Raw genomic sequence first — 20,785 nt, 5'->3', positions numbered from 1 at the left:
CGATGGCAAAAACGACAAAACGCATCACTAATCAGCTGGTGCCCTGGGTCTTCCCCGCCCTGCTGGTGGTGGTATGGCAAATCGCGTCGCAGACCGGTCTGCTCTCGACGCGCATTCTGCCGTCGCCGGAAAATATTGTTATCACCTTCTGGAATCTGGCGGCCAGCGGCGAGCTATGGCAGCACCTGGCGATCAGCGGCTGGCGCGCCCTGATCGGCTTCAGCATCGGCGGCTCTATCGGGCTGATACTGGGACTGATTACCGGCACCTCGCGCCTTGGCGAACGCCTGCTGGATACCTCGGTGCAGATGCTGCGCAACGTGCCGCACCTGGCGCTGATCCCGCTGGTGATCCTCTGGTTTGGCATTGACGAAGCGGCGAAGATTTTTCTGGTGGCGCTGGGGACGCTGTTCCCGATCTACCTCAATACCTATCACGGCATCCGCAATATCGATCGCGGTCTGGTCGAGATGGCGCGCAGCTATGGCCTGTCGGGCTGGAGCCTGTTTATTCAGGTGATCCTGCCCGGCGCGCTGCCTTCTATTATGGTTGGCGTGCGTTTCGCCCTCGGCCTGATGTGGCTGACGCTGATTGTTGCCGAAACTATCTCGGCCAACTCCGGCATCGGCTATCTGGCGATGAACGCGCGGGAATTTCTGCAAACCGACGTGGTGGTGGTCGCCATTATTCTTTACGCCCTGCTCGGCAAACTGGCGGATGTCGCCGCCCTGCTGCTGGAACGCGTCTGGCTGCGCTGGCATCCGGCTTATCAACTGAAGGAGGAGAACGCATGAGTAACTCACTCTCTCCGGCGCGCCTCAATACCGGCACGCCGGTCGGCGTCAACGGGGTGACCAAACAGTATGGCAACCGCACCATCCTCAATAATATCAACCTGCATATTCCTTCAGGTCAGTTTGTCGCGGTCGTGGGTCGCAGCGGCTGCGGCAAGAGTACGCTGCTGCGTCTGCTGGCCGGACTGGAGCAGACCACCCAGGGCGAACTGCTGGCGGGCAACGCCCCGCTGCAAACGGCGCGCGAAGAGACCCGCCTGATGTTTCAGGACGCGCGCCTGCTGCCGTGGAAGCGCGTCATCGATAACGTCGGCCTCGGCCTGAAAGGACGCGAATGGCGCAGCGCGGCGCAGGAAGCTCTCGACGCCGTCGGCCTGGCGGAGCGGGCGAACGAATGGCCCGCCGCGCTCTCTGGCGGGCAAAAGCAGCGTGTGGCTCTGGCGCGTGCGCTGATCCACCGTCCGGGGCTGCTGCTGCTCGACGAGCCGCTCGGCGCGCTGGATGCGCTGACGCGTATCGAAATGCAGGGGTTGATTGAGTCGCTCTGGCAGCAGCACCACTTTACCGTTCTGCTGGTGACCCACGACGTCAGCGAGGCCGTCGCGATGGCGGATCGCGTGCTGCTGATTGAAGAGGGTCAGATTGGACTGGATCTGCTGGTCGATCTGCCGCGCCCGCGTCGTCGCGGTTCGGCAAGGCTGGCGGAGCTGGAGGCGGAGGTGCTGGATCGGGTGATGCGGCGCAGTGAAAGCGAGCAGCCGGTGCGCTACGCGCACCAGCGTTAAGGCCAACATTAAAGGCGGGATTAACCCGCCTTTATTGTTTATGCGTTCAGCGCGCGGGTGATCTTCTCATAGAGATCGCCTGAAAGCTTATCCAGTCCCTGCAACTTCTCCAGCGCCTGACGCATCAGCGCCTGACGTCCGGCGTCGTAGCGCTTCAGGCGGATCAGCGGCTCAATCATCCGCGCCGCGACCTGCGGGTTGCGGGTGTTGAGATCGGTCAGCATCTCCACCAGGAACTGATAGCCGCTGCCGTCTTTCGCGTGGAACGCCGAAGGATTGCCGGAGACAAAAGCGCCAATCAGCGCGCGAATGCGGTTGGGGTTACTCATGGTGAACGAACGGTGATGCAGCAGCTCTCGCACCTTCTGCAATACATCCAGCGACGGGCTGGTGGCCTGCAACATAAACCACTTATCCATCACCAGACCATCCTGGTGCCAGCGCTGATCGTAATGGGCCAGCAGCGCGTCGCGGCACGGCAGCTGCGCCGCAACCGACGCCGCCAGCGCCGCCAGCGAGTCCGTCATATTGTTGGCCTGGTGATACTGCGTCTGCACCAGCCTGTCGGCCAGCTCAGCCTCGCCAAACGCCAGGTAGTACAGGCACACATTTTTCAGCGCGCGCTGTCCCATGGCATCATGCTCAATGCGGTATTCCTGCTGCTGAGTGGCGTTAAACACCGCATAGAACTCATCGGCCAGTTCGGCCGCCAGCGTACGCACCAGCGCTTCGCGCACCGTAGCGATCGCCTGCGGATCGATCACCTCAAACAGTTCGGCGATCTCGTTCTCTCCCGGCAGCGTGAGGATCAGCGCGGTCAGCGCCGGATCGCGGCCTTCGTCCAGCAGCACGGCGCGGAAGGCGTCGGCGACATGCAGCGGCAGCGACAGCGGCTGCCCCTGCTGATGGCGCGCCACGTTAAGGCGAATATAGGTCGCCAGTAGGCTCTGCGCGGCGTCCCAGCGGGCGAAATCGTTGCGCGCATGGCGCATCAGGAAGGTCAGCTGCGCATCGCTCCACTTGTAATCCAGCTTCACGGGCGCCGAAAACTCACGCAGCAGCGACGGCACCGGCTGGAAGTAGACGTTATCGAAAATAAAGGTCTGGAACTCTTCCGTCACGTTCAGAACGTGATGCACCGGATGACCGTTATGCTGCAACGGGATCACCTGGCCTTCATTGTCATAAAGTTCAATGTCGAGCGGAATATGCAGCGGCAGCTTCTCTTTCTGATCCGGCGTCGGCGGCGTGTGCTGCGTCACGTGCAGCGTATATTGCTCCAGCTCGGGGTTATAGTCGTCGCGCACCGTCAGTACCGGCGTGCCGCTCTGGCTGTACCAGCGGCGGAACTGCGACAGATCGACACTGGACGCATCTTCCATCGCCTGCACAAAATCGTCGCAGGTGGCGGCGCTGCCGTCATGACGCTCAAAATAGAGCTGCATGCCTTTCTGGAAGTTCTCTTCGCCAAGCAGGGTGTGCATCATGCGGATCACTTCCGAACCCTTTTCGTATACGGTCAGGGTATAGAAGTTGTTCATCTCCATGACCTGATCCGGGCGGATCGGGTGCGCCATCGGGCTGGCGTCTTCGGCGAACTGCGCGCCGCGCATGACGCGTACGTTATCAATGCGGTTTACCGCGCGCGACCCCAGATCGGAACTGAACTCCTGGTCGCGGAACACCGTCAGCCCCTCTTTCAGGCTAAGCTGGAACCAGTCGCGGCAGGTCACGCGGTTGCCGGTCCAGTTATGAAAATATTCATGGCCAATTACCGCCTCGATGCCGAGATAATCTTTATCGGTCGCGGTTTCCGCCTTCGCCAGCACATATTTTGAGTTAAAGACGTTCAGGCCTTTATTCTCCATCGCGCCCATATTGAAGAAATCAACGGCGACGATCATAAAGATGTCGAGGTCATACTCCAGGCCAAAGCGCTCCTCATCCCACTTCATGCTGTTCTTCAGCGAGGTCATGGCCCAGTCGGCGCGATCCAGATTGCCGCGATCGACAAAGATCTCCAGCGCCACGTCGCGGCCGGATCGCGTTCTGAAGCTATCGCGCAGCACGTCGAAGTCGCCCGCCACCAGCGCAAACAGGTAGCAGGGTTTCGGGAAGGGATCCTGCCATTTGACCCAGTGTTTGCCCTGCTCGGCTTTGCCGCCGTCGATGCGGTTTCCGTTAGAGAGCAGAAAGGGATAGCGCGCCTCATCGGCAATAATGGTGGTGGTAAAGCGCGCCAGCACGTCAGGGCGATCCAGATACCAGGTAATATGACGGAACCCTTCGGCTTCGCACTGGGTGCAGAGCGCTTCGCCGGACTGATACAGCCCTTCCAGCGCGGTATTTTTATCGGGATGGATGTCGTTCACAATCTTCAGGGTGAACTGCGCGGGCAGCTGGCTGAGGATCAGCGCGCCTTCTTCTTCGCGATACGCGGTCCAGGGCGCGCCATCGACTTCAAGGGCGATCAGGGTCAACGCTTCACCATCGAGACGCAGTTCGGCCTGCGCATCGCCGAGCCGTTTCACCTGGCTAACCGCCGTTACGCGCGTGGCGGCGGCGTCGAGCGCAAAGGTGAGATCGATGTCGGTGATGGTGTAATCCGGCGCACGATAGTCGTGGCGATATTTGATTTGGGGCTGTTGCGTCATATTCCGTCTCGCATTGTTATAGGTTTACCGCCAAAGTCTAAGCGTGTTGTCTGTAGCTTGCCATGCACAATGCACGCTGCGGCATAAATAGCTACAATTCATTAACAAGGGCACGTTTTACCCTCGACCTGCGGGCTTGAAATATGCTGTGATCAGCCGCAGTTACTGATTTATACTCCTGCGTCTTTATGACTTTCACACACCGGGCTCTGCGCCGCCGAACAGGATGCTGAAACGCACCATGACAGGACATGCTTCCCCGATACTGACTTCCCTGCTGGATACTGACGCCTACAAGCTTCATATGCAGCAAGCCGTTTTCCACCGTTATTATGATGTCACGGTGGCGGCTGAGTTTCGTTGCCGCGGCGACGATCTGCTCGGTCTCTACGCGAATGAGATTCGCGAGGCCATCAATGCCATGCAGACGCTTGCGCTGACCGATGACGAATATACGTATCTGTCCAGCCTGCCCTTCTTCCACGCCGATTACCTCAACTGGCTGCGCGACTTTCGCTATAACCCGGCGCAGGTACAGGTGCGCAACCATAACGGCCACCTTGATATTCGCATCGATGGTCCCTGGCGAGAGGTGATCCTGTGGGAGGTGCCGCTGCTGGCGCTGATCAGCGAAGTGGTGCATCGCCATCGCTCGCCGTTGGTCGGCGCGCAACAGGCGGTGGATCACCTTCAGCAGAAGCTGGGCGCCTTTCGCGCTGCGGTTGCCGACACCGATATGTCGCGCTTCCGCCTGATGGACTTTGGCACGCGCCGCCGCTTCTCACATGATGTGCAGCGCGCCATCGTCGCCACGCTGAAGCAGGATTTCCCCTGGCTTATCGGCACCAGTAATTACGACCTGGCGCGCCGCCTGGAGCTGACGCCGGTGGGAACTCAGGCGCATGAGTGGTTTCAGGCCTTTCAGCAGATTAGCCCGGTGCTGGCCAACAGCCAGCGCGCGGCGCTACAGGCCTGGCTGGATGAGTACGACAATCAGCTGGGCATCGCGCTAACAGACTGCATCGCGATGGATGCGTTTTTGCGCGACTTCGGCGTGAATTTCGCCAGCCGCTATCAGGGGCTGCGCCATGATTCAGGCGACCCGATCGAATGGGGCGAAAAAGCGCTGGCCCACTATGAAACACTCGGCATCGATCCGCTGAGCAAAACGCTGGTGTTCTCCGATAATCTGGATCTCGATAAGGCGCTGGCGCTCTATCGCTATTTTGGTCAGCGCACCCAGGTTGTTTTCGGCATTGGCACCCGTCTGACCTGCGATATTCCCGGCGTCACGCCGCTGAATATCGTGATCAAACTGATGGAGTGCAACGGCAAGCCCGTCGCGAAACTTTCCGACAGTCCGGGCAAGACGATCTGCCGGGATCCCGCCTTCGTTCGCGCGTTGCGCAAAGCCTTCGACCTGCCACTGGTGAAAAAAGCCAGCTAAGGCACGCTTTATCGGGGCGTTGCCGCGCCCCGCTTCTGGTGTAATTAATCTTGCCTGCCGCCTGATTTTGCTTGTTTCCTTGCGACTCGCAAGTAACATAGCAAAACCCCGGGTTGGGGGAACTGTATAAACTCACTTCTTCTATATAGAGAGATATTTATGAGCGTAGTGCCTGTAGCGGATGTACTGCACGGTCGCGTCGCGGTTGACAGTGAAGTCACCGTACGTGGTTGGGTGCGTACCCGAAGAGATTCAAAAGCCGGTCTTTCCTTCGTCGCCGTTTATGACGGTTCCTGCTTTAATCCCGTTCAGGCTGTCGTGAATAATTCTCTGAGTAATTATCAGGACGAGGTGCTGCACCTGACCACCGGCTGTTCCGTGATTATCACCGGCACCGTCGTGGCTTCGCCGGGCCAGGGCCAGGCGTTTGAAATTCAGGCGACCCGCGTTGAGGTGACGGGCTGGGTGGACGATCCCGATACCTACCCGATGGCGGCGAAGCGCCACAGCATTGAGTATCTGCGTGAAGTGGCGCATCTGCGTCCGCGCACTAACCTGATCGGCGCCGTCGCGCGCGTGCGCCATACCCTGGCGCAGGCGCTGCATCGCTTCTTCCACGAAAATGGCTATTTCTGGGTTTCTACCCCGCTGATCACCGCGTCGGATACCGAAGGCGCCGGAGAAATGTTCCGCGTTTCCACGCTGGACCTGGAAAACCTGCCGCGCACGCCGCAGGGCGCCGTGGACTTCAACGAAGATTTCTTTGGCAAAGAGGCGTTCCTGACGGTGTCTGGTCAGCTCAATGGCGAAACCTACGCCTGCGCGCTGTCGAAAATCTACACCTTCGGCCCGACCTTCCGCGCGGAAAACTCCAACACCAGCCGCCATCTGGCGGAGTTCTGGATGCTGGAGCCGGAGATCGCCTTCGCCACGCTGGATGATGCGGCGGCGCTGGCCGAAGCCATGCTGAAATACGTGTTCAAGGCGGTGCTGGAAGAGCGTGCAGACGATATGGCGTTCTTTGCCGAGCGCGTAGATAAAGACGCGGTTAATCGCCTTGAGCGCTTTGTCTCTACCGATTTCGCTCAGGTTGACTACACCGACGCTATTTCCATCCTGGAAAAGTGCGGGCAGACCTTTGAAAACCCGGTATCCTGGGGTATCGATCTCTCTTCGGAGCACGAGCGCTATCTGGCCGAGCAGCATTTTAAAGCGCCGGTGGTGGTGAAGAACTACCCGAAAGACATTAAAGCGTTCTATATGCGCCTGAACGAAGATAACAAAACCGTGGCGGCGATGGACGTGCTTGCGCCGGGTATCGGCGAGATCATCGGCGGCTCACAGCGCGAAGAGCGTCTCGACGTGCTGGACGCGCGTCTGGAAGAGATGGGGCTGAAGAAAGAAGATTACTGGTGGTATCGCGATCTGCGTCGTTACGGCACCGTTCCGCATTCTGGCTTCGGTCTGGGCTTTGAACGTTTGATCGCCTATGTCACCGGCGTACAAAATGTAAGAGACGTGATCCCTTTCCCACGCACGCCGCGTAACGCCAATTTCTAAAATTTCACATTAATTATAAGAAATTCATATATATAACAAGGTCGGCACAGCCGGCCTTTTTTTATTTTTGTAAAGTTAGAGTTCTCTCACAAAGTTCCCGATAATTTACATCCAGAAACACATTTTTGCTTTTTGAAACCAGATTACGAGTTTAGTAGCATTTTCAGGGTGGAATATCCCGCTTCGGGATGGAAAGATGCGTGCAGACACAGGAAGACACCAAACTTCTCTCAGGGTTCCGTAACGGTTTTCTGACGGCAGTGGCAGGTGTCCGAATAAACTCCAATGAGGGTAATAAATAATGATGAAGCGCAACATTCTTGCAGTGGTTATCCCTGCTCTGTTAGCAGCAGGTGCGGCCAACGCGGCGGAAATTTATAACAAAGACGGCAATAAACTGGATCTGTACGGTAAAGTTGACGGTCTGCACTATTTCTCTGATAGCGACGGCAACGACGGCGACAGAACTTACGTGCGTTTCGGCTTCAAGGGTGAAACTCAGATTAACGACCAGCTGACCGGTTACGGCCAGTGGGAATACAACATTCAGGCTAACAACTCTGAAGGCTCTGACGCGCAAGACGGCAACAAAACCCGTCTGGGCTTTGCCGGTCTGAAATTCGGCGACGCGGGTTCAATCGACTACGGTCGTAACTACGGCGTTGTATACGACGCAATCGGCTGGACCGATATGCTGCCAGAATTCGGCGGCGACTCTGGCTACTCAGACAACTTCATGAACGGTCGTAGCACCGGTCTGCTGACCTACCGCAACAAAAACTTCTTCGGCCTGGTTGATGGCTGGGACTTCGCGGTTCAGTATCAGGGCAAAAACGATCGTGACGAAATTCGTCGCTCAAACGGCGACGGCTGGGGCCTGTCAACCTCTTACACCTCGCCGATCGGCGTGGGTATCGTAGGCGCCTATAGCAGCAGCGATCGTACTGATGCACAGGCTGCTGGCGTTGCGGCTGCTGACGGTACTATCGTTGGCCAGGGCAAACGCGCTGAAAACTGGGCAACCGCGCTGAAATATGACGCGAACAATGTCTACCTGGCAGCAATGTATGGCGAGACCCGCAACTCTACGCCGTTCGATCTGACCACCGCTCCGGGCGTCACTACCACTGCTTTCGCTAACAAAGCTCAGAACATCGAGCTGGTTGCACAGTATCAGTTCGACTTCGGTCTGCGTCCGTCTATCGCCTATGTTCAGTCTAAAGGCAAAGACATCGACGGCGTGGGCGATGCTGACCTGGTTAAATACATCGACGTGGGCGCAACCTACTACTTCAACAAAAACATGTCGACCTATGTTGACTACCAGATCAACCAGCTGGACGACAACAACGCGCTGGGTCTGAACACCGACGACACCGTAGCTGTAGGCCTGGTTTACCAGTTCTAAGTTACCTGTCGCAGAAAAAACGGAGCCTCGGCTCCGTTTTTTTTTTGCCTGAAAATAGCCGTCCCACCCTGTTTCTCTCGCGGCGCCGTAACAGGCCTCATGCTCGTGTGCCGAGACGTTTTTTTACGTAAACGGTTGGCATTGAGCGGCGCTGACGTTAACCTGAAGGCTCATTTCGTTAAAGTTCACGCTACTGGACACGACTCATGTTTGAATCAATCTCTGCGGCACCCGCCGATCCTATTCTCGGACTGGCCGATCTGTTTCGTGCTGACGATCGTCCGCACAAAATTAACCTCGGTATCGGCGTCTATAAAGATGAAACCGGCAATACGCCAGTGCTGACCAGCGTTAAAAAAGCCGAGCAGTTTCTGCTGGAAAATGAAACCACGAAAAACTACCTCAGCATTGATGGCCTGGCCGATTTTGCCCGCTGCACGCAGGCATTGCTGTTTGGCGCAGAGAACCCGCTTATTGCCGCAGGTCGCGCGCGCACTGCGCAGACTCCTGGCGGAACCGGCGCGCTGCGCGTCGCCGCTGACTTCCTCGCTACCCAGACCAGCGTTAAGCGCGTCTGGGTCAGCAATCCCAGCTGGCCAAATCATCAGAACGTCTTTAACGCTGCGGGCCTGGAAGTGTGTGAATACGCCTACTATGACGCGGAAAACCACACCCTCGACTTCGACGGTATGCTGGCAGCCTTGCAGGAAGCCAAAGCAGGCGACGTGGTGCTGTTCCACGGCTGCTGTCATAACCCGACCGGCATCGACCCCACCGCAGAGCAGTGGAAGCAACTGGCTCAGCTCTCTCAGGCTAAAGGGTGGCTGCCGCTGTTCGACTTCGCCTATCAGGGCTTTGCTCGCGGTTTAGATGAGGATGCGGAAGGCCTGCGCGTTTTCGCCGCCTTACATCAGGAACTGATTGTCGCCAGCTCCTACTCGAAAAACTTCGGCCTGTACAACGAGCGCGTAGGCGCGATTACGCTGGTTGCCGCCGATGCTGCCACCGCAGACACCGCCTTTAGCCAGGTGAAGTATACCATCCGCGCTAACTACTCTAACCCGCCTGCTCACGGCGCGGCCGTTGTGGCGACGATTCTCAGCAATAGCGCGCTGCGCATTATCTGGGAGCAGGAGCTGACTGATATGCGTCAGCGCATCCAGCGCATGCGCCAGCTGTTTGTGAACACGCTGGCAGAAAAAGGCGCGACAAGGGATTTTAGCTTTATCATCCGTCAAAACGGCATGTTCTCCTTTAGCGGGCTGACTAAAGATCAGGTTATTCGCCTGCGTGAGGAGTTTGGTGTTTATGCGGTAAATTCAGGCCGCGTCAACGTGGCGGGCATGACGCCGGACAATATGTCGGCGCTGTGCGAAGCGATTGTTGCGGTGCTGTAAGCAGATCGCATCATAAAAAATGGGCCTCAGCGGCCCATTTTTTTTATTGCAGAAAAGGATTGCTGATGCGCTCGCGCCCCAGCGTCGAGATACCGCCGTGGCCGGGAACAAAGGTCACATCATCGCCCAGCGGCAACAGCTTCTCTTTAATGGACGCGATTAAATCCTGATGGCTGCCCTGCGGGAAATCAGTACGTCCTACGCCGCCCTGAAAAATCACGTCGCCGGAAATCAGCAACCGTCCCGCGCGATCAAAAAAGACGATATGGCCAGGCGTGTGGCCTGGGGTATGCAGAATCTCAAGCGTAATCTCTCCGACCTGCACGCTGTCGCCCTCTTCCAGCCAGCGATCCGGCGTCAGCGGCGCGCACTCCGCCAGACCAAACATTCGGCTCTGCGTGGGCAGCGCCTCCAGCCAGAAGGCGTCCTGCTTTTGCGGCCCGACAACCGGCACCTGAAAATGCGCAGCCAGCTCGGCCGCCGCGCCCACATGATCCAGGTGGCCGTGCGTCAGTAAAATCTGCGTGGGCGTAAGGGCGAGCTGCCGGAGCGTCTCGATAATAGTTGCCGCATCGCCGCCCGGATCGACCAGAGCGGCGTCACGTGTCGCCTCACACCAGATAACTGAACAGTTCTGCGCGAAAGCAGTAACAGGAATAATGTGGTAGTTCATAACGCTCCATGACCGGCGCACGCAGCGTTGCCGGCGTCGCTACCAGTGCCTGACCGGCCCGGTATCAATATGAACGAAGTTGCTGCGAGGATAATATCCTACACCACCCGCGCGCATTGTTAAGGCCGCTTTGCGGATGTTATTCAGCGCAATACCTTCAATATGAAAATCCATTGCCTGCCCTTTGGTGTGGTAGCTGTGCTTCGCCACGCCCGGGCCGCTTTCGCGCAGCATGTTATTGGTCGCGAGCGAGCGATAGCCTGATACCAGCTGAATGGGCTTGCGGGTTTCCAGCAGGGCCTGAAGGCGGTAAATCTGATCGAACAGATGAGGATCGATACTTTTTGTGAGGTTGGCACGATAATCGCGGAAAAAGTGGTTCAGACGAGCCAGCTCGCTCTTATCGTAGCTTTTCCCATTAAAAAACTCCGTTTTCAGGGTTTCACCGGTATGAAGATTGCTCAGCGTCAGCACGCGAGGACGTGATGTTGAAAGCGAAGCCAGAGCTGCGTCAGGCAGCAGCGCCATACCGGCCGCAGCCGTTCCGCCAATAAGCAATTTGCGACGTGTTAAATTAAAACTGGACATGAAAAACGGTTACCTGAGATTAAAGCCAACGAAATGTGCAAAAACCGCACAAGGCCGAACCATAACCGTCTGGCTGAGTCGCGTCAACCAGCCATAAACAAGTTTGCGCGGCGACCCCCACAGGGATCGCCGCGCTGAAGTGAATGATACGGAGAAGCGGAGAGATAACAGCGTTTGAAAATCAAGGATTAGAGCAGCAGCTGCCCCGCTCGCGTCAGCACCTGGCTGCCCGAACGCGCCGGATTATCATAATTGTAAATATCTGTTCGGAACTGCGGCTTGCCGTCATCGGCGACCCACGCGGTCAGATAGTACAAATTCACCGGGATGCGATGGCGGATCGGCACATAGCGCGTGTCTCCCTGTTTCAGCTGGTCTGAAATGCGTGAGTCATTCCATCCTGCATCCTGCAACAGCAGCCCCGCCAGCTCAGAGGCTTTGTTGACGCGCACGCAGCCAGAACTGAGCGCGCGAATATCGCGCTGGAACAGGGCGTGGTTGGGCGTGTCATGCAGATAGATCGCATCTGAGCTGGGCATATTGAATTTGTATCGTCCCAGCGAATTGCTGTTGCCCGGCGCCTGACGCAGGCGGTAGGGGAAAGATGACGCCGACACCATGCTCCAGTCAATCATGCTGGGATCGATCACTTCCGCGTCTGCGCTCCAGCCGGAAAGCAGCGTATAGCCGTGCTTGTAAAGATAATTCGGGTCCTGCTTCACCTTAGGAATAATGTCCTGACGTACCAGCGTAGTCGGCACGTTCCACGGCGGATTCAGCACGACATTATTCAGCGCGCTGCGCATTAACGGCGTTTTACGATCGGGCCGTCCCACGATGACGCGCGACGAGAGGATCTTGTTGCCGTTGTTGTAGTAGGTCAGCGAAAAGTTAGGAATATTGACCATGATGCCGTTATGCATATCGTCCGGCAGCAGGCGCAAACGCTGAATATTCAGCGCCAGCAGCGCGGCGCGCAGCTGCGGCGTAACGTTAAGCCACTCGCGGGTGCGCGGTCCAATGGCGCCATCGCTGCCTAATCCTTGCCACTGCTGGAAGCGCTTAACCGCCTCCACCAGCGCGGCGTCATAGACATTGTCGCTACCGGCCTCGGCTGTGCTGCTCTGGACGTTGCCTGCCGCCTCCGGCGTCTGCGCGGCAAGGTCGCCGACGCTGGCGGCGGAGGGACTCACCGCGGCAGGCTGCGCGCTCTGGCTGACCGGCACGCGAGCGGTCGGCACCGCATCGTCCGCAGGGGTCGGCGCCGCTGTCTGAGCGGTCAGCATGCCGGTGCGCTGCAAAATTTCCCGCAGCGCAGGCACGTCGTCGCTCACCTGGCCAGGCCGCAGCGTTTCGCTGTTTTTCAACTGGGGCCACGGACGGGAGTCCGTCAGCAGCTGTTTAAGGGCGGCGTGCATCGGCGCGTATTGCGGATGCTGCGGCACCAGCGACGAGACAAAGGTCGCGGTAGCGCCCGCCAGCACCGCGTTTTGCCACTGATTGATCACCGCCACCGATGGCAGCGTAAGCTTGTAAGGCACATTGCTATACAGCCAGCTTTCACCCTGAGTCGGCACGCTGGAGACGAATTGCAGATAGCCCAGCATGGCGTCGCTGAGCACCACGTCCCGCGCAAAGCCGCTAATGGCCGGATCGGTCAGGCGGTCAACCCAGCGGGTGAACTGCGGCTGTACGCCTGACATCGCCACTTCCGCCAGCTGCTGCTGAAACTGCTGCACCGCCGCGCGGTCCTGCCACATCGGCTGCATATTATGCGACGCGTAAAGTGAAGCCAGCGAAGCCAGATAAAAAGGCGGCGCTTTACCGGCAAAAGCCTGGAGTATGCGCTGCTGACTGTCGCTCACGGAAATCGCTGCATGTGTAGTGCCAGGCAAGGCTGCAATAACCGCCGCCTGTGTAAGCTGAAACGGCGTTAACGCCAGCGCAAGCGCCAGTGTTGAAAGAACCTGTTTTTTTGTTTTACTGGCCAGCAACATCCCTGCCCCCTCATTCGTTTACCACGCAGCGTGTCCCGGATACGCTGCAACTGGGCTGTTACTCATTTTCTGAGTATACAAATAAAAAACGGCATTTGCCTCACAGGACAAATGCCGTTTACAGATTACTTAAAGCGGTAAAAGTTGACCAGATTTAGCTCTGGGAGTTTTCCGCCTCCAGGCTCGCTTCAGCCTCACTGTCGCGACGCGCCGGGGTCGGGTCGGCGGAGAATCCGCGCAGGCCGACCACATGGACGTGTTCCGTATTATTGAACACTTTTCGCACCAGTTTATAGGTTGTGCCTTTTTCCGGACTGATATTTTCCGGCGCGGCGATCACCAGCTGCATTTCCAGTCGTTCGCAAAGCTCAAACAGGGTGGCGATCGAGCGGGCATCCAGACGCGCTGCCTCATCAAGGAACAGCAGACGACAAGGAGAAATATCCTTACCGCGCAGGCGGCGCGACTCCTCTTCCCAGCTCTGTACCACCATCACCAGAATCGACATCCCGGTGCCGATCGCCTCACCGGTGGAGAGCGCCCCGCTCTCGGCGCGCAGCCAGCCGTCAGAGCCGCGATTAACCTCGACTTCCATCTCCAGATAGTTGCGGTAGTCCAGCAGCTCTTCACCGATGGTTTGCGGCGTGCGCTGACCCATATCGATCTGCGGATTCAGGCGCTGATAGAGTTTTGCCAGCGCTTCCGAGAAGGTCAGGCGATTGCTGTTAAACAGATCCTGATGCTGTTCGTGCTCTTCCGACAGCGTGTCCAGCAGCGTCGCATGGGCCTCACGCACGTTAACGTTAAGACGCACGCTGCGTACCTGACCAAAGCTCACCATTTGCAGTCCCTGGTTGAGCTGGCGAATACGGTTTTGCTCGCGCTGAATGGTTTTGCGAATGATATTGGCCGCGCTGCGCGAGCTGATCGCCAGCGTCTGCTCGCGCGCCGTCAGCTCTTCCGTCAGGCGGTTCAGCTCAATCTCCATCTGCTCAATCGCCTCGACCGGATCGTCAGTGCGAATGATGTCCTGGCGAATACGCTCGCGCAGATGTTGATAAACGGCGATAAAGAACTGGATCTTACGCTCAGGCCGTTTCGGATCTTCCGACAGGCGCAGAACATCGCGCAGATGTTCGTTATCCGCCACCGCCAGACGCAGCGCGCCCAGCGCCTTATCCGACATAGAACGCAGCTCGTCGCCGCTCAGATAAGCCAGCTCGCGACGATGCAGACGGCGCTCCACGCCGTTTTCCTTCACCAGCCGCAGCACGGCGCACCAGCCCGCTTTGGCGCTGACCACCTGCTCGCGAATACGGTGGTAATCACGCTCCAGCACGCGCAGCCGTTTTTGCAGGTTCTCCATCTCCGCTTCGCAGAAGGTAAGCTGCTTCTCCAGCTGATTGCGACGGGCGCGATTGTGGCTCAGGGCCGCATAAAGCTCGTCGCGGCGAATGCGCGCGCGCTCTTCCGCGCTGGCGTCGGCCTGGACGCCAATGTCCTGCATCTCCTGCTGAAGTTCTTTCAGCATGTCGCGTTTGGTGTCGTGCGAACTCTTCAGCGACGCCAGCACCTGGCTGTACTGCGTCAGCTGCGCCCGATGTTCGCGCAGGCGTTCGCGCGCACGGCTGCGCTCCGCTTCCGCCTGCTCCAGCTGACGACGCAGTTTGTCGCTGAGATCGTTATTGCCGTTCAGCATGCCGGCAGAATCGCCGTAGCTGAAGTGGGCGCGACGCTGCACGACCTCAGTCAGCGCGAACGCCTGCTGGCGCGCGGTGCGCTGCTGCTGCTGCGCCTGCTGGTAATCGGCCTGAAGTTGCTCATGCTGTTCGGGATCGCTTTGCAGGACGCTAATCAGCGACTCCAGCTTCGTGAGCTTCGCGCCGTGCTGATGCAGGAAGCGCGCGGCATCCTGCGCCACTTCGACCTGCTCGCGGATTTCATCGCAGCGATCGGCCAGCGTATCGTCGAGCAGCAGGCTGACGCGCGGCAGCAGGCGGTTAAGCTGCGCGACGCCCTCTTTGGCCTGCTCATACTGCTGGCGCTGCTGCTGGTTGTCGCTTTCATGCTGACTCAGCGCGCGCTCCAGCTCGGTGCGGCGCGCGTTCAGCTGGCGAATCTGCGCTTCCGGATCCTCTTCAAAGGCGACCGCCAGATGGCTGCCGATAAAGCGGCTAAAGGACTGATGCAGACGCTGCGTTTTTTGCACGTCGAACGACAGCGTGGCGTAGCGTTCCGCCAGGCGATCGCGCTCGTTGTGCAACAGCTCCAGCTGGTTCTCACGCGCGGCACGGCCAAACAGCGGCACCTTCGGAAAGCGAGAGTAGCGCCACTGACGCTCCGCGACTTTCACCACGACCGCGTTTTGTAGCTCTTCCACCGCAAAAACGCTGTCGTCGAACGACTGCGGATCGCCCTCGATCAGGTAAAGATCTTCCGGGCACTCTTCCAGGCCGTCGAGCATCTCCCGCACCAGCGACAGATCCGGCACCACAATCGCATGACGCGACGGGCCGTAGAGCGCCGAGAAGTAAGGCGCGTCTTCCAGCGTCACATCGTCATAGATTTCAGAGAGCAGAACGCCGCCGAAGCGTTCGGCCAGCTGCGTCAGGCGCGCATCTTCCGCGCCGCCGGGCTGACTGAGACGTTCAATCTTGCGCTCGACGCTGCGTTTGCGCGCCGCAATCTCATCGCGCTCTACCGTGGTTTCGCGCTCGCGCTCCAGCAGCTGTTGCATAAATTCGGTGATCTGCTGACTGTTTTCCAGCGCCTCGCCGGTCTGCTCGCTAAGCTGGGTTAAAATTTCCTGCGCGGCCAGCCAGTGCGGTGCGCGCGCGGTCAGAGTAGCGATACGCTCGCGCAGCGATTCCAGTTCCTGACGCATCGTCATGCGCCGTTCGCCTGCATCGGCGACGCTGGCGGTGAGCTGCTCGATCTGCGCTTCCAGCTCCTGGTGCAATCCTTCCAGCGCGTCTGCGTCGTAGTGGGCGCCCTGCCGCTTGCAGAAGTCCGCCAGCATGCGCTCGGCCTCGTGCTGTTCGCGCAGGCGCTGTTCCAGTTCGTTAAGACGCAGGCGCAGCGATGAGAGCTGTTCAGCATAATGACGCTGATTGGCTGCGTCGCGCAGCAGTTCGCGGCCGGTTTGCCAGGCTTCCTGGCGCGGCACCGCGCCAGCGATGCTGGTCACCAGCGCCAGCGCCTGCTCGAACTGGCTATGGGCCGCTTCCGCCACGCTGAGCTTCTGCTCCAGCCGCAGCAGGGTTTCCGTTGCCTCTTCTTCGGTCGCCTGGAAGCGCGCCTGCCACTCATCGGCGTTGTCGATGGTCAAATCGGGAAGCTGGCACAGCGAGCGGGCGCGCTCCAGCGCCTGCAGCGCCTGCTGATACTGAATCGCGCGCGTCTGCTGCACATCAAGCGCCTGCTGAAAATCCGCCAGCTGGTTTTTCAGCTCGTCGACTTCCAGCTCTGCCGCTTCGGCACGCGCCTCATTCTCTTCCTGTACCTCGCGCGCTTCCGCCACCACTTCGTTCTGCTCTTCCAGACGAATGGTCAGCTCTTCAAGATCGGCGTCGTAGCGTTCGATTTTTTCCTGCTGGCGCATGGCGGTCTGCACCAGATTGAGATGATCGCTGGCCGCCTGATAATCTGCTTCCAGATCGCTCTCCGCGCCGCCGTGCTCCGCCAGTTCGCGCGCCATCTCAATATGGCGATACTGCTCCGACGCCAGCTGTTTGCGGCTGGTAAACAGATCGCTGCGCAGCTGCAACGCGCCGTCGAGGTGGATGCGGCGCTCGTTGGCGTGGCGCATATAGTCCGCCGACACATAGCTGGTCGCTTCGGAAATCAGATGCTTAAACAAATCGCGGTCGGACTGGGTAACGCGAATCGCCTCCAGCGTCATGCGGTTTTCGCGCAGCGCCGCCTCCATGTCCTGGAAGGCTTTACGCACTCCGCTGTTTTCCGGCAGCAGATAGTCGCGCAGCGAGCGCGTAATCGCGCTGGAGATACCACCGTAAAGCGATGCTTCGATCAGGCGATAGAATTTGCTGCGATCGCCCGCCGAACGCAGACGGCGCGGCACAATGCCGTGCTCAAACATCATGGCGTGGTAGTCGGTAACCGAGCTGAACTGGCGGAACTGCACGCCTTCCTGCGCCTCCACCCGTTCTTTGACTTCGCTCAGCGGCAGCACGCGCGCCTGACGGCTGTTTAAAATTTCGGTCAGCATATCGGTCGGCTGGCTGTCCATCGGCAGGCCGTGAATGCTGAAGGGTTTGATATCGACCTTTTTATCGCGGCCCGCCACCTGCTGTAGGCGAACGCCGGCGATGACGCGCTGATGGCGCGAATTAATCACGTCGAGCACGGCGTAGCAGACGCCCGCGCGTAGCTTGCCGTGCAGACCTTTATCGCGGGAGCCGCTGGTCGCGCCGGCCTCGGTGGTGTTGCGGAAGTGCAGCAGCGTCAGATCCGGGATCAGCGCGGTCACAAACGCGGCCATCGTGGTGGATTTACCCGCGCCGTTGCCGCCTGACAGGGTGGTCACCAGCTCGTCAAGATCAAAGGTTCGGGCAAAAAAGCCGTTCCAGTTGATTAGGGTAAGCGAACGAAATTTTCCGCGCTCAATCATGCCTGTTCTTCCTCCGCGCTTTCATTCGCGTCACTGTCACTCTCGTCCTGCTCTCTGGTGGCGCTGACGCTGTCGAGCGCCATGGCTTCGCCGTCGCGGATCAGCCGCAGCTGCGCCTCGCGCGGATCGTCGCCGCTGCGCACGTCGGCGCCAAAGCGAAATACCGACTCGGTTATGCGGAATTTGCTGCTGTCGTTACCCATAAACCACACCATGCCGAGACGACGCAGTCGGTTAAGCGACGCGCGCATTTTCTCCTGCAGTCTTGCCCGGTCGAGGTCGGAACCGGTTGAGCGCTGGTTCACCAGCTTGAGCAGTTTGCTCTCGTCGGCCAGCGTCAGCAGCTCGTCGTAGAGTTCCTGCTGGGTAAATATGCCCTCGTTCGCCAGCCGCTCCGGACTCAGGTAGAGGTAGCAAAGCAGCTTGCCGACCATCATATCCAGCTCAGAGAGCACCGAACGCGGGATCAGCGTGGTGGAGCGTGGGCGCAGGTAGAAGAATCCCTCCGGCGCGCGGATCAGCTCCACGTTGTAGCGAGCGTAAAACTCTTCCAGAAAGCTCTGGTAATCCATCAGAAAAGCGTGTTGATCCAGCTCTTCAATACCGATGTGACGGCCTGCGCGCAGCTGGCTGTCAAGCGCGGGAAAAATGGGATTCGCCAGTGCCTGCGCCAGCTTGAGCGGCATCACTTGTTCAATATTTGTCGATGACATGTGCCTGCACCTTGGCTCCGTAATCATTAATGGCCTGCCACTGTGCGGGCAAACCGGCTAAATCGGCTTCCGCCACGCCGAGACGCACCGCCTGATCGACAACGATGCGCGCCAGGTCGAAGTGGCGCGCACGCGGATACTGGGCGAGATAGTCGCGCATTACCGTGGCGAGGTTGAGCGGTTTTCGCTCAGATTTGTAGCTCAGCAGCGCCTCTTCAATCATCGCCGCCAGCTGTTCGCGGATTTCGTTAAACTCTTCATACTCCAGCTCGGCGGGCAGTTCGCCCATCACCTCGTCGTTGCGCAGCGTGAGATCCTCATCGCGCATATCGAACAGACGGTCGGCATTGGCATAGGTCAGCGCCCAGGGCTGGTCAAAGTAGTTCTGCACCGACTGACGCAAGCGCTGCGCAAAGACGCGGTTCTTGTCCATATCGATGGCGGTTCGAATAAATTTATGCACGTGGCGGTCATAGCCGATCCACAGGTCGATCGCCTGCTGCCCCCAGCTGATAATGCGGTCCAGCTTGTTTTGCAGATCGAAGACCAGCTTATCGACAAAGCCGAGATCCGGGCTGCTGAGCGTGGCGTCCTGAATGCGCAGCAGATTGGCCTGCAACTTATCGCCTGCGGCTTCCAGCGTATCCTGTAGCTCGCGCAGCGTGCCGGAGGTTTCAGACAGCAGCATTTCACAGCTGGAGATAGCGGCGCGCCAGTCTTTGTTCAGCAGATCGGCGATGTCATTCTTCACGGCCTGCTGCTGCTCATCCATCAGGCGCTGCGTCATGTCGATGCTGTCGAAAATTTCCGCCACGGAATATTTAAGCGGCGCGAAAACGTTGCGGTGCCAGTGAAATTCGTCGCCATCCTCTTCCGCCGCATCGGCGGCGCGCTTCAGCTCGCCCGCCACAATCGACAGCTGCATCGACAGGCGCAGCGTGGAAAATTCACGCTGGCGAATGTAGTAGTCAGTGATGCCGATAGCCAGCGGGGTCAGACGGTAAATGGCATGGCCTTCTGTCATTTCGCTGGTGAAACGGTTGATCAGGCGCTGGCGTACCATGTCGTTGATCGCATTGTTGGCGCGCACCACCACGGTTTCATGGGTTTGTTCAAAGGCTTTACTGACGTGGTGAAAGGCGTCAATCAACTCTCCTTCACTCATTTCGCCATCCATACGCTCACCGTTTAAGGTGGCGATAGCCAGCAAAAAAGCCAGACGATCGACCGGCAGCGCAAGCGAAAAGTCATTCTTGCGCGCCCAGCTGACCAGCTCAGGTACCGTCTGGGAAAATTCACTCATAATTCGTCCTTCTGCCCTGGTTTACGCGCGGTTACGTGAATGTAACGTCCCAGGCTTAAAAAGGGTTCCTGGCGACAGTAGCGTCGCTCCATCTCAAGAATGCTCACGTCGCCTCCGCCGTCCGCCGGCGGGGCTTTCATGTAGTCACTGAAGACGCGGACGCCCGTACGCTGTTCAATGTCGAAACCGCAGGCGGTCAGCCAGCGGTAGACATCCTCTGGATCGCGCGGGTAGTCCGGCGACAGAGAGCGTTTCTTTTGTTTCGCCATATTGACGCGCAGGTAACCGAAGTTTCCCAGCGTCAGGTTGCGAAATACCAGGCTATGGCGGTTAAAAAACATCAGCGACATTACGCCGCCTGGCCGTAACGCATCATAGAGCGCCTGGAGCGCTTTTTCAGGCTCCGCCACCCACTCAAGCACAGCGTGAAACAATACCAGATCCACAGGCGTATCCAAATGTTCACCCACCTGCTGTACCGCGATTTGTCTGAATTGCATGTTATGGCTCACATCCTGCGCCTCAGCATGCTGCTGCGCCCGACGCAGCATCTCCGACGAAAGGTCGCATAACAGGATCTGATGGCCGCGCTGAGCCAGGCCGCTGGAGATCTGTCCCAGCCCGCCGCCTGCATCCAGCACGCGCAGCGGCTCTGCGCCGAGCGTCGGCAGGATCGTTTCAAGCTCGTCCCACAGGATCGCCTGACGGACGATCCCCTTAGTGGTGCCGTAAATGTTTTGCGAAAATTTTTCCGCGAGATCGTCAAAGTTACGATCCTGCATGGCGTGGACTCCGGTATGCTGCGCTCAGACATGTGCTATTTTGTCACAGGCTCC

The 20,785-nt window shown here is 58.5% G+C and carries 14 protein-coding genes; 6 read left to right on the top strand and 8 right to left on the bottom strand.

Features of this window, described 5'->3' with window-relative positions:
- The first annotated feature begins 2 nt into the window (after positions 1-2).
- Positions 3-794 (top strand): aliphatic sulfonate ABC transporter permease SsuC, encoded by a 792-nt coding sequence (gene ssuC / locus BBB56_RS18315; protein ID WP_123802375.1) that lies wholly within the window; start codon positions 3-5, stop codon positions 792-794.
- Positions 791-1,579, top strand: coding sequence for an aliphatic sulfonates ABC transporter ATP-binding protein (gene ssuB / locus BBB56_RS18310; RefSeq protein WP_123802374.1), 789 nt, complete (start codon positions 791-793; stop codon positions 1,577-1,579). Before ssuC ends, ssuB begins: the two co-directional genes overlap by 4 nt.
- A gap of 38 nt (positions 1,580-1,617) precedes the next feature.
- Here ssuB and pepN read toward each other — a convergent pair whose 3' ends face one another.
- Positions 1,618-4,233, bottom strand: coding sequence for an aminopeptidase N (gene pepN / locus BBB56_RS18305; RefSeq protein ID WP_123802373.1), 2,616 nt, complete (start codon positions 4,231-4,233; stop codon positions 1,618-1,620).
- 226 nt (positions 4,234-4,459) lie between these two features.
- Here pepN and pncB point away from each other — a divergent pair, with 226 nt between their 5' ends.
- From pncB to BBB56_RS18280, 4 genes are all read left to right on the top strand, one after another.
- Positions 4,460-5,680: a nicotinate phosphoribosyltransferase gene (pncB, locus tag BBB56_RS18300; RefSeq protein ID WP_123802372.1), complete on the top strand. Its 1,221-nt coding sequence runs from the start codon at positions 4,460-4,462 to the stop codon at positions 5,678-5,680.
- A 159-nt stretch (positions 5,681-5,839) separates the two neighbouring features.
- Positions 5,840-7,240, top strand: coding sequence for an asparagine--tRNA ligase (asnS, locus tag BBB56_RS18295; RefSeq protein WP_123802371.1), 1,401 nt, complete (start codon positions 5,840-5,842; stop codon positions 7,238-7,240).
- A gap of 301 nt (positions 7,241-7,541) precedes the next feature.
- Positions 7,542-8,648 carry a porin OmpF gene (gene ompF / locus BBB56_RS18285; protein WP_305036977.1) on the top strand — a complete coding sequence of 369 codons (1,107 nt, stop codon included), beginning with the start codon at positions 7,542-7,544 and terminating at the stop codon, positions 8,646-8,648.
- A gap of 206 nt (positions 8,649-8,854) precedes the next feature.
- Entirely contained in the window at positions 8,855-10,045 is a 1,191-nt protein-coding gene (locus BBB56_RS18280) for an amino acid aminotransferase (RefSeq protein WP_123802369.1), read from the top strand.
- A gap of 43 nt (positions 10,046-10,088) precedes the next feature.
- Here BBB56_RS18280 and BBB56_RS18275 read toward each other — a convergent pair whose 3' ends face one another.
- The 7 genes from BBB56_RS18275 to cmoM form a co-directional block, all read right to left on the bottom strand.
- A complete protein-coding gene (locus BBB56_RS18275) occupies positions 10,089-10,718 on the bottom strand; it encodes an MBL fold metallo-hydrolase (protein WP_123802368.1) in 630 nt (209 codons plus the stop codon).
- Between the two features lie 39 nt (positions 10,719-10,757).
- Positions 10,758-11,306 (bottom strand): peptidoglycan L,D-endopeptidase MepK, encoded by a 549-nt coding sequence (gene mepK / locus BBB56_RS18270; protein WP_123802367.1) that lies wholly within the window; start codon positions 11,304-11,306, stop codon positions 10,758-10,760.
- A 188-nt stretch (positions 11,307-11,494) separates the two neighbouring features.
- Complete coding sequence (ldtD, locus tag BBB56_RS18265; protein ID WP_123802366.1) at positions 11,495-13,303, bottom strand: L,D-transpeptidase; 1,809 nt, start codon at positions 13,301-13,303, stop codon at positions 11,495-11,497.
- A gap of 154 nt (positions 13,304-13,457) precedes the next feature.
- On the bottom strand, positions 13,458-17,933 hold the full coding sequence (gene mukB / locus BBB56_RS18260) for a chromosome partition protein MukB (protein WP_123802365.1): 4,476 nt from the start codon (positions 17,931-17,933) through the stop codon (positions 13,458-13,460).
- The gene (gene mukE / locus BBB56_RS18255; RefSeq protein WP_123802364.1) at positions 17,930-18,646 is read right to left on the bottom strand and encodes a chromosome partition protein MukE; all 717 of its coding nucleotides are present in this window, start codon (positions 18,644-18,646) and stop codon (positions 17,930-17,932) included. The genes mukB and mukE overlap by 4 nt, the downstream gene beginning before the upstream one ends.
- On the bottom strand, positions 18,627-19,949 hold the full coding sequence (gene mukF, locus BBB56_RS18250; protein ID WP_123802363.1) for a chromosome partition protein MukF: 1,323 nt from the start codon (positions 19,947-19,949) through the stop codon (positions 18,627-18,629). The genes mukE and mukF overlap by 20 nt, the downstream gene beginning before the upstream one ends.
- Complete coding sequence (gene cmoM / locus BBB56_RS18245) at positions 19,946-20,731, bottom strand: tRNA uridine 5-oxyacetic acid(34) methyltransferase CmoM (protein WP_123802362.1); 786 nt, start codon at positions 20,729-20,731, stop codon at positions 19,946-19,948. Before cmoM ends, mukF begins: the two co-directional genes overlap by 4 nt.
- Positions 20,732-20,785: the final 54 nt, after the last annotated feature.

Origin of the sequence: Candidatus Pantoea deserta (assembly GCF_003813865.1) — a bacterium.
Classification (GTDB): domain Bacteria; phylum Pseudomonadota; class Gammaproteobacteria; order Enterobacterales; family Enterobacteriaceae; genus Pantoea; species Pantoea deserta.
Note: the sequence above shows the minus strand (reverse complement) of the source record. Positions and strands in the feature narration are given on the sequence as shown.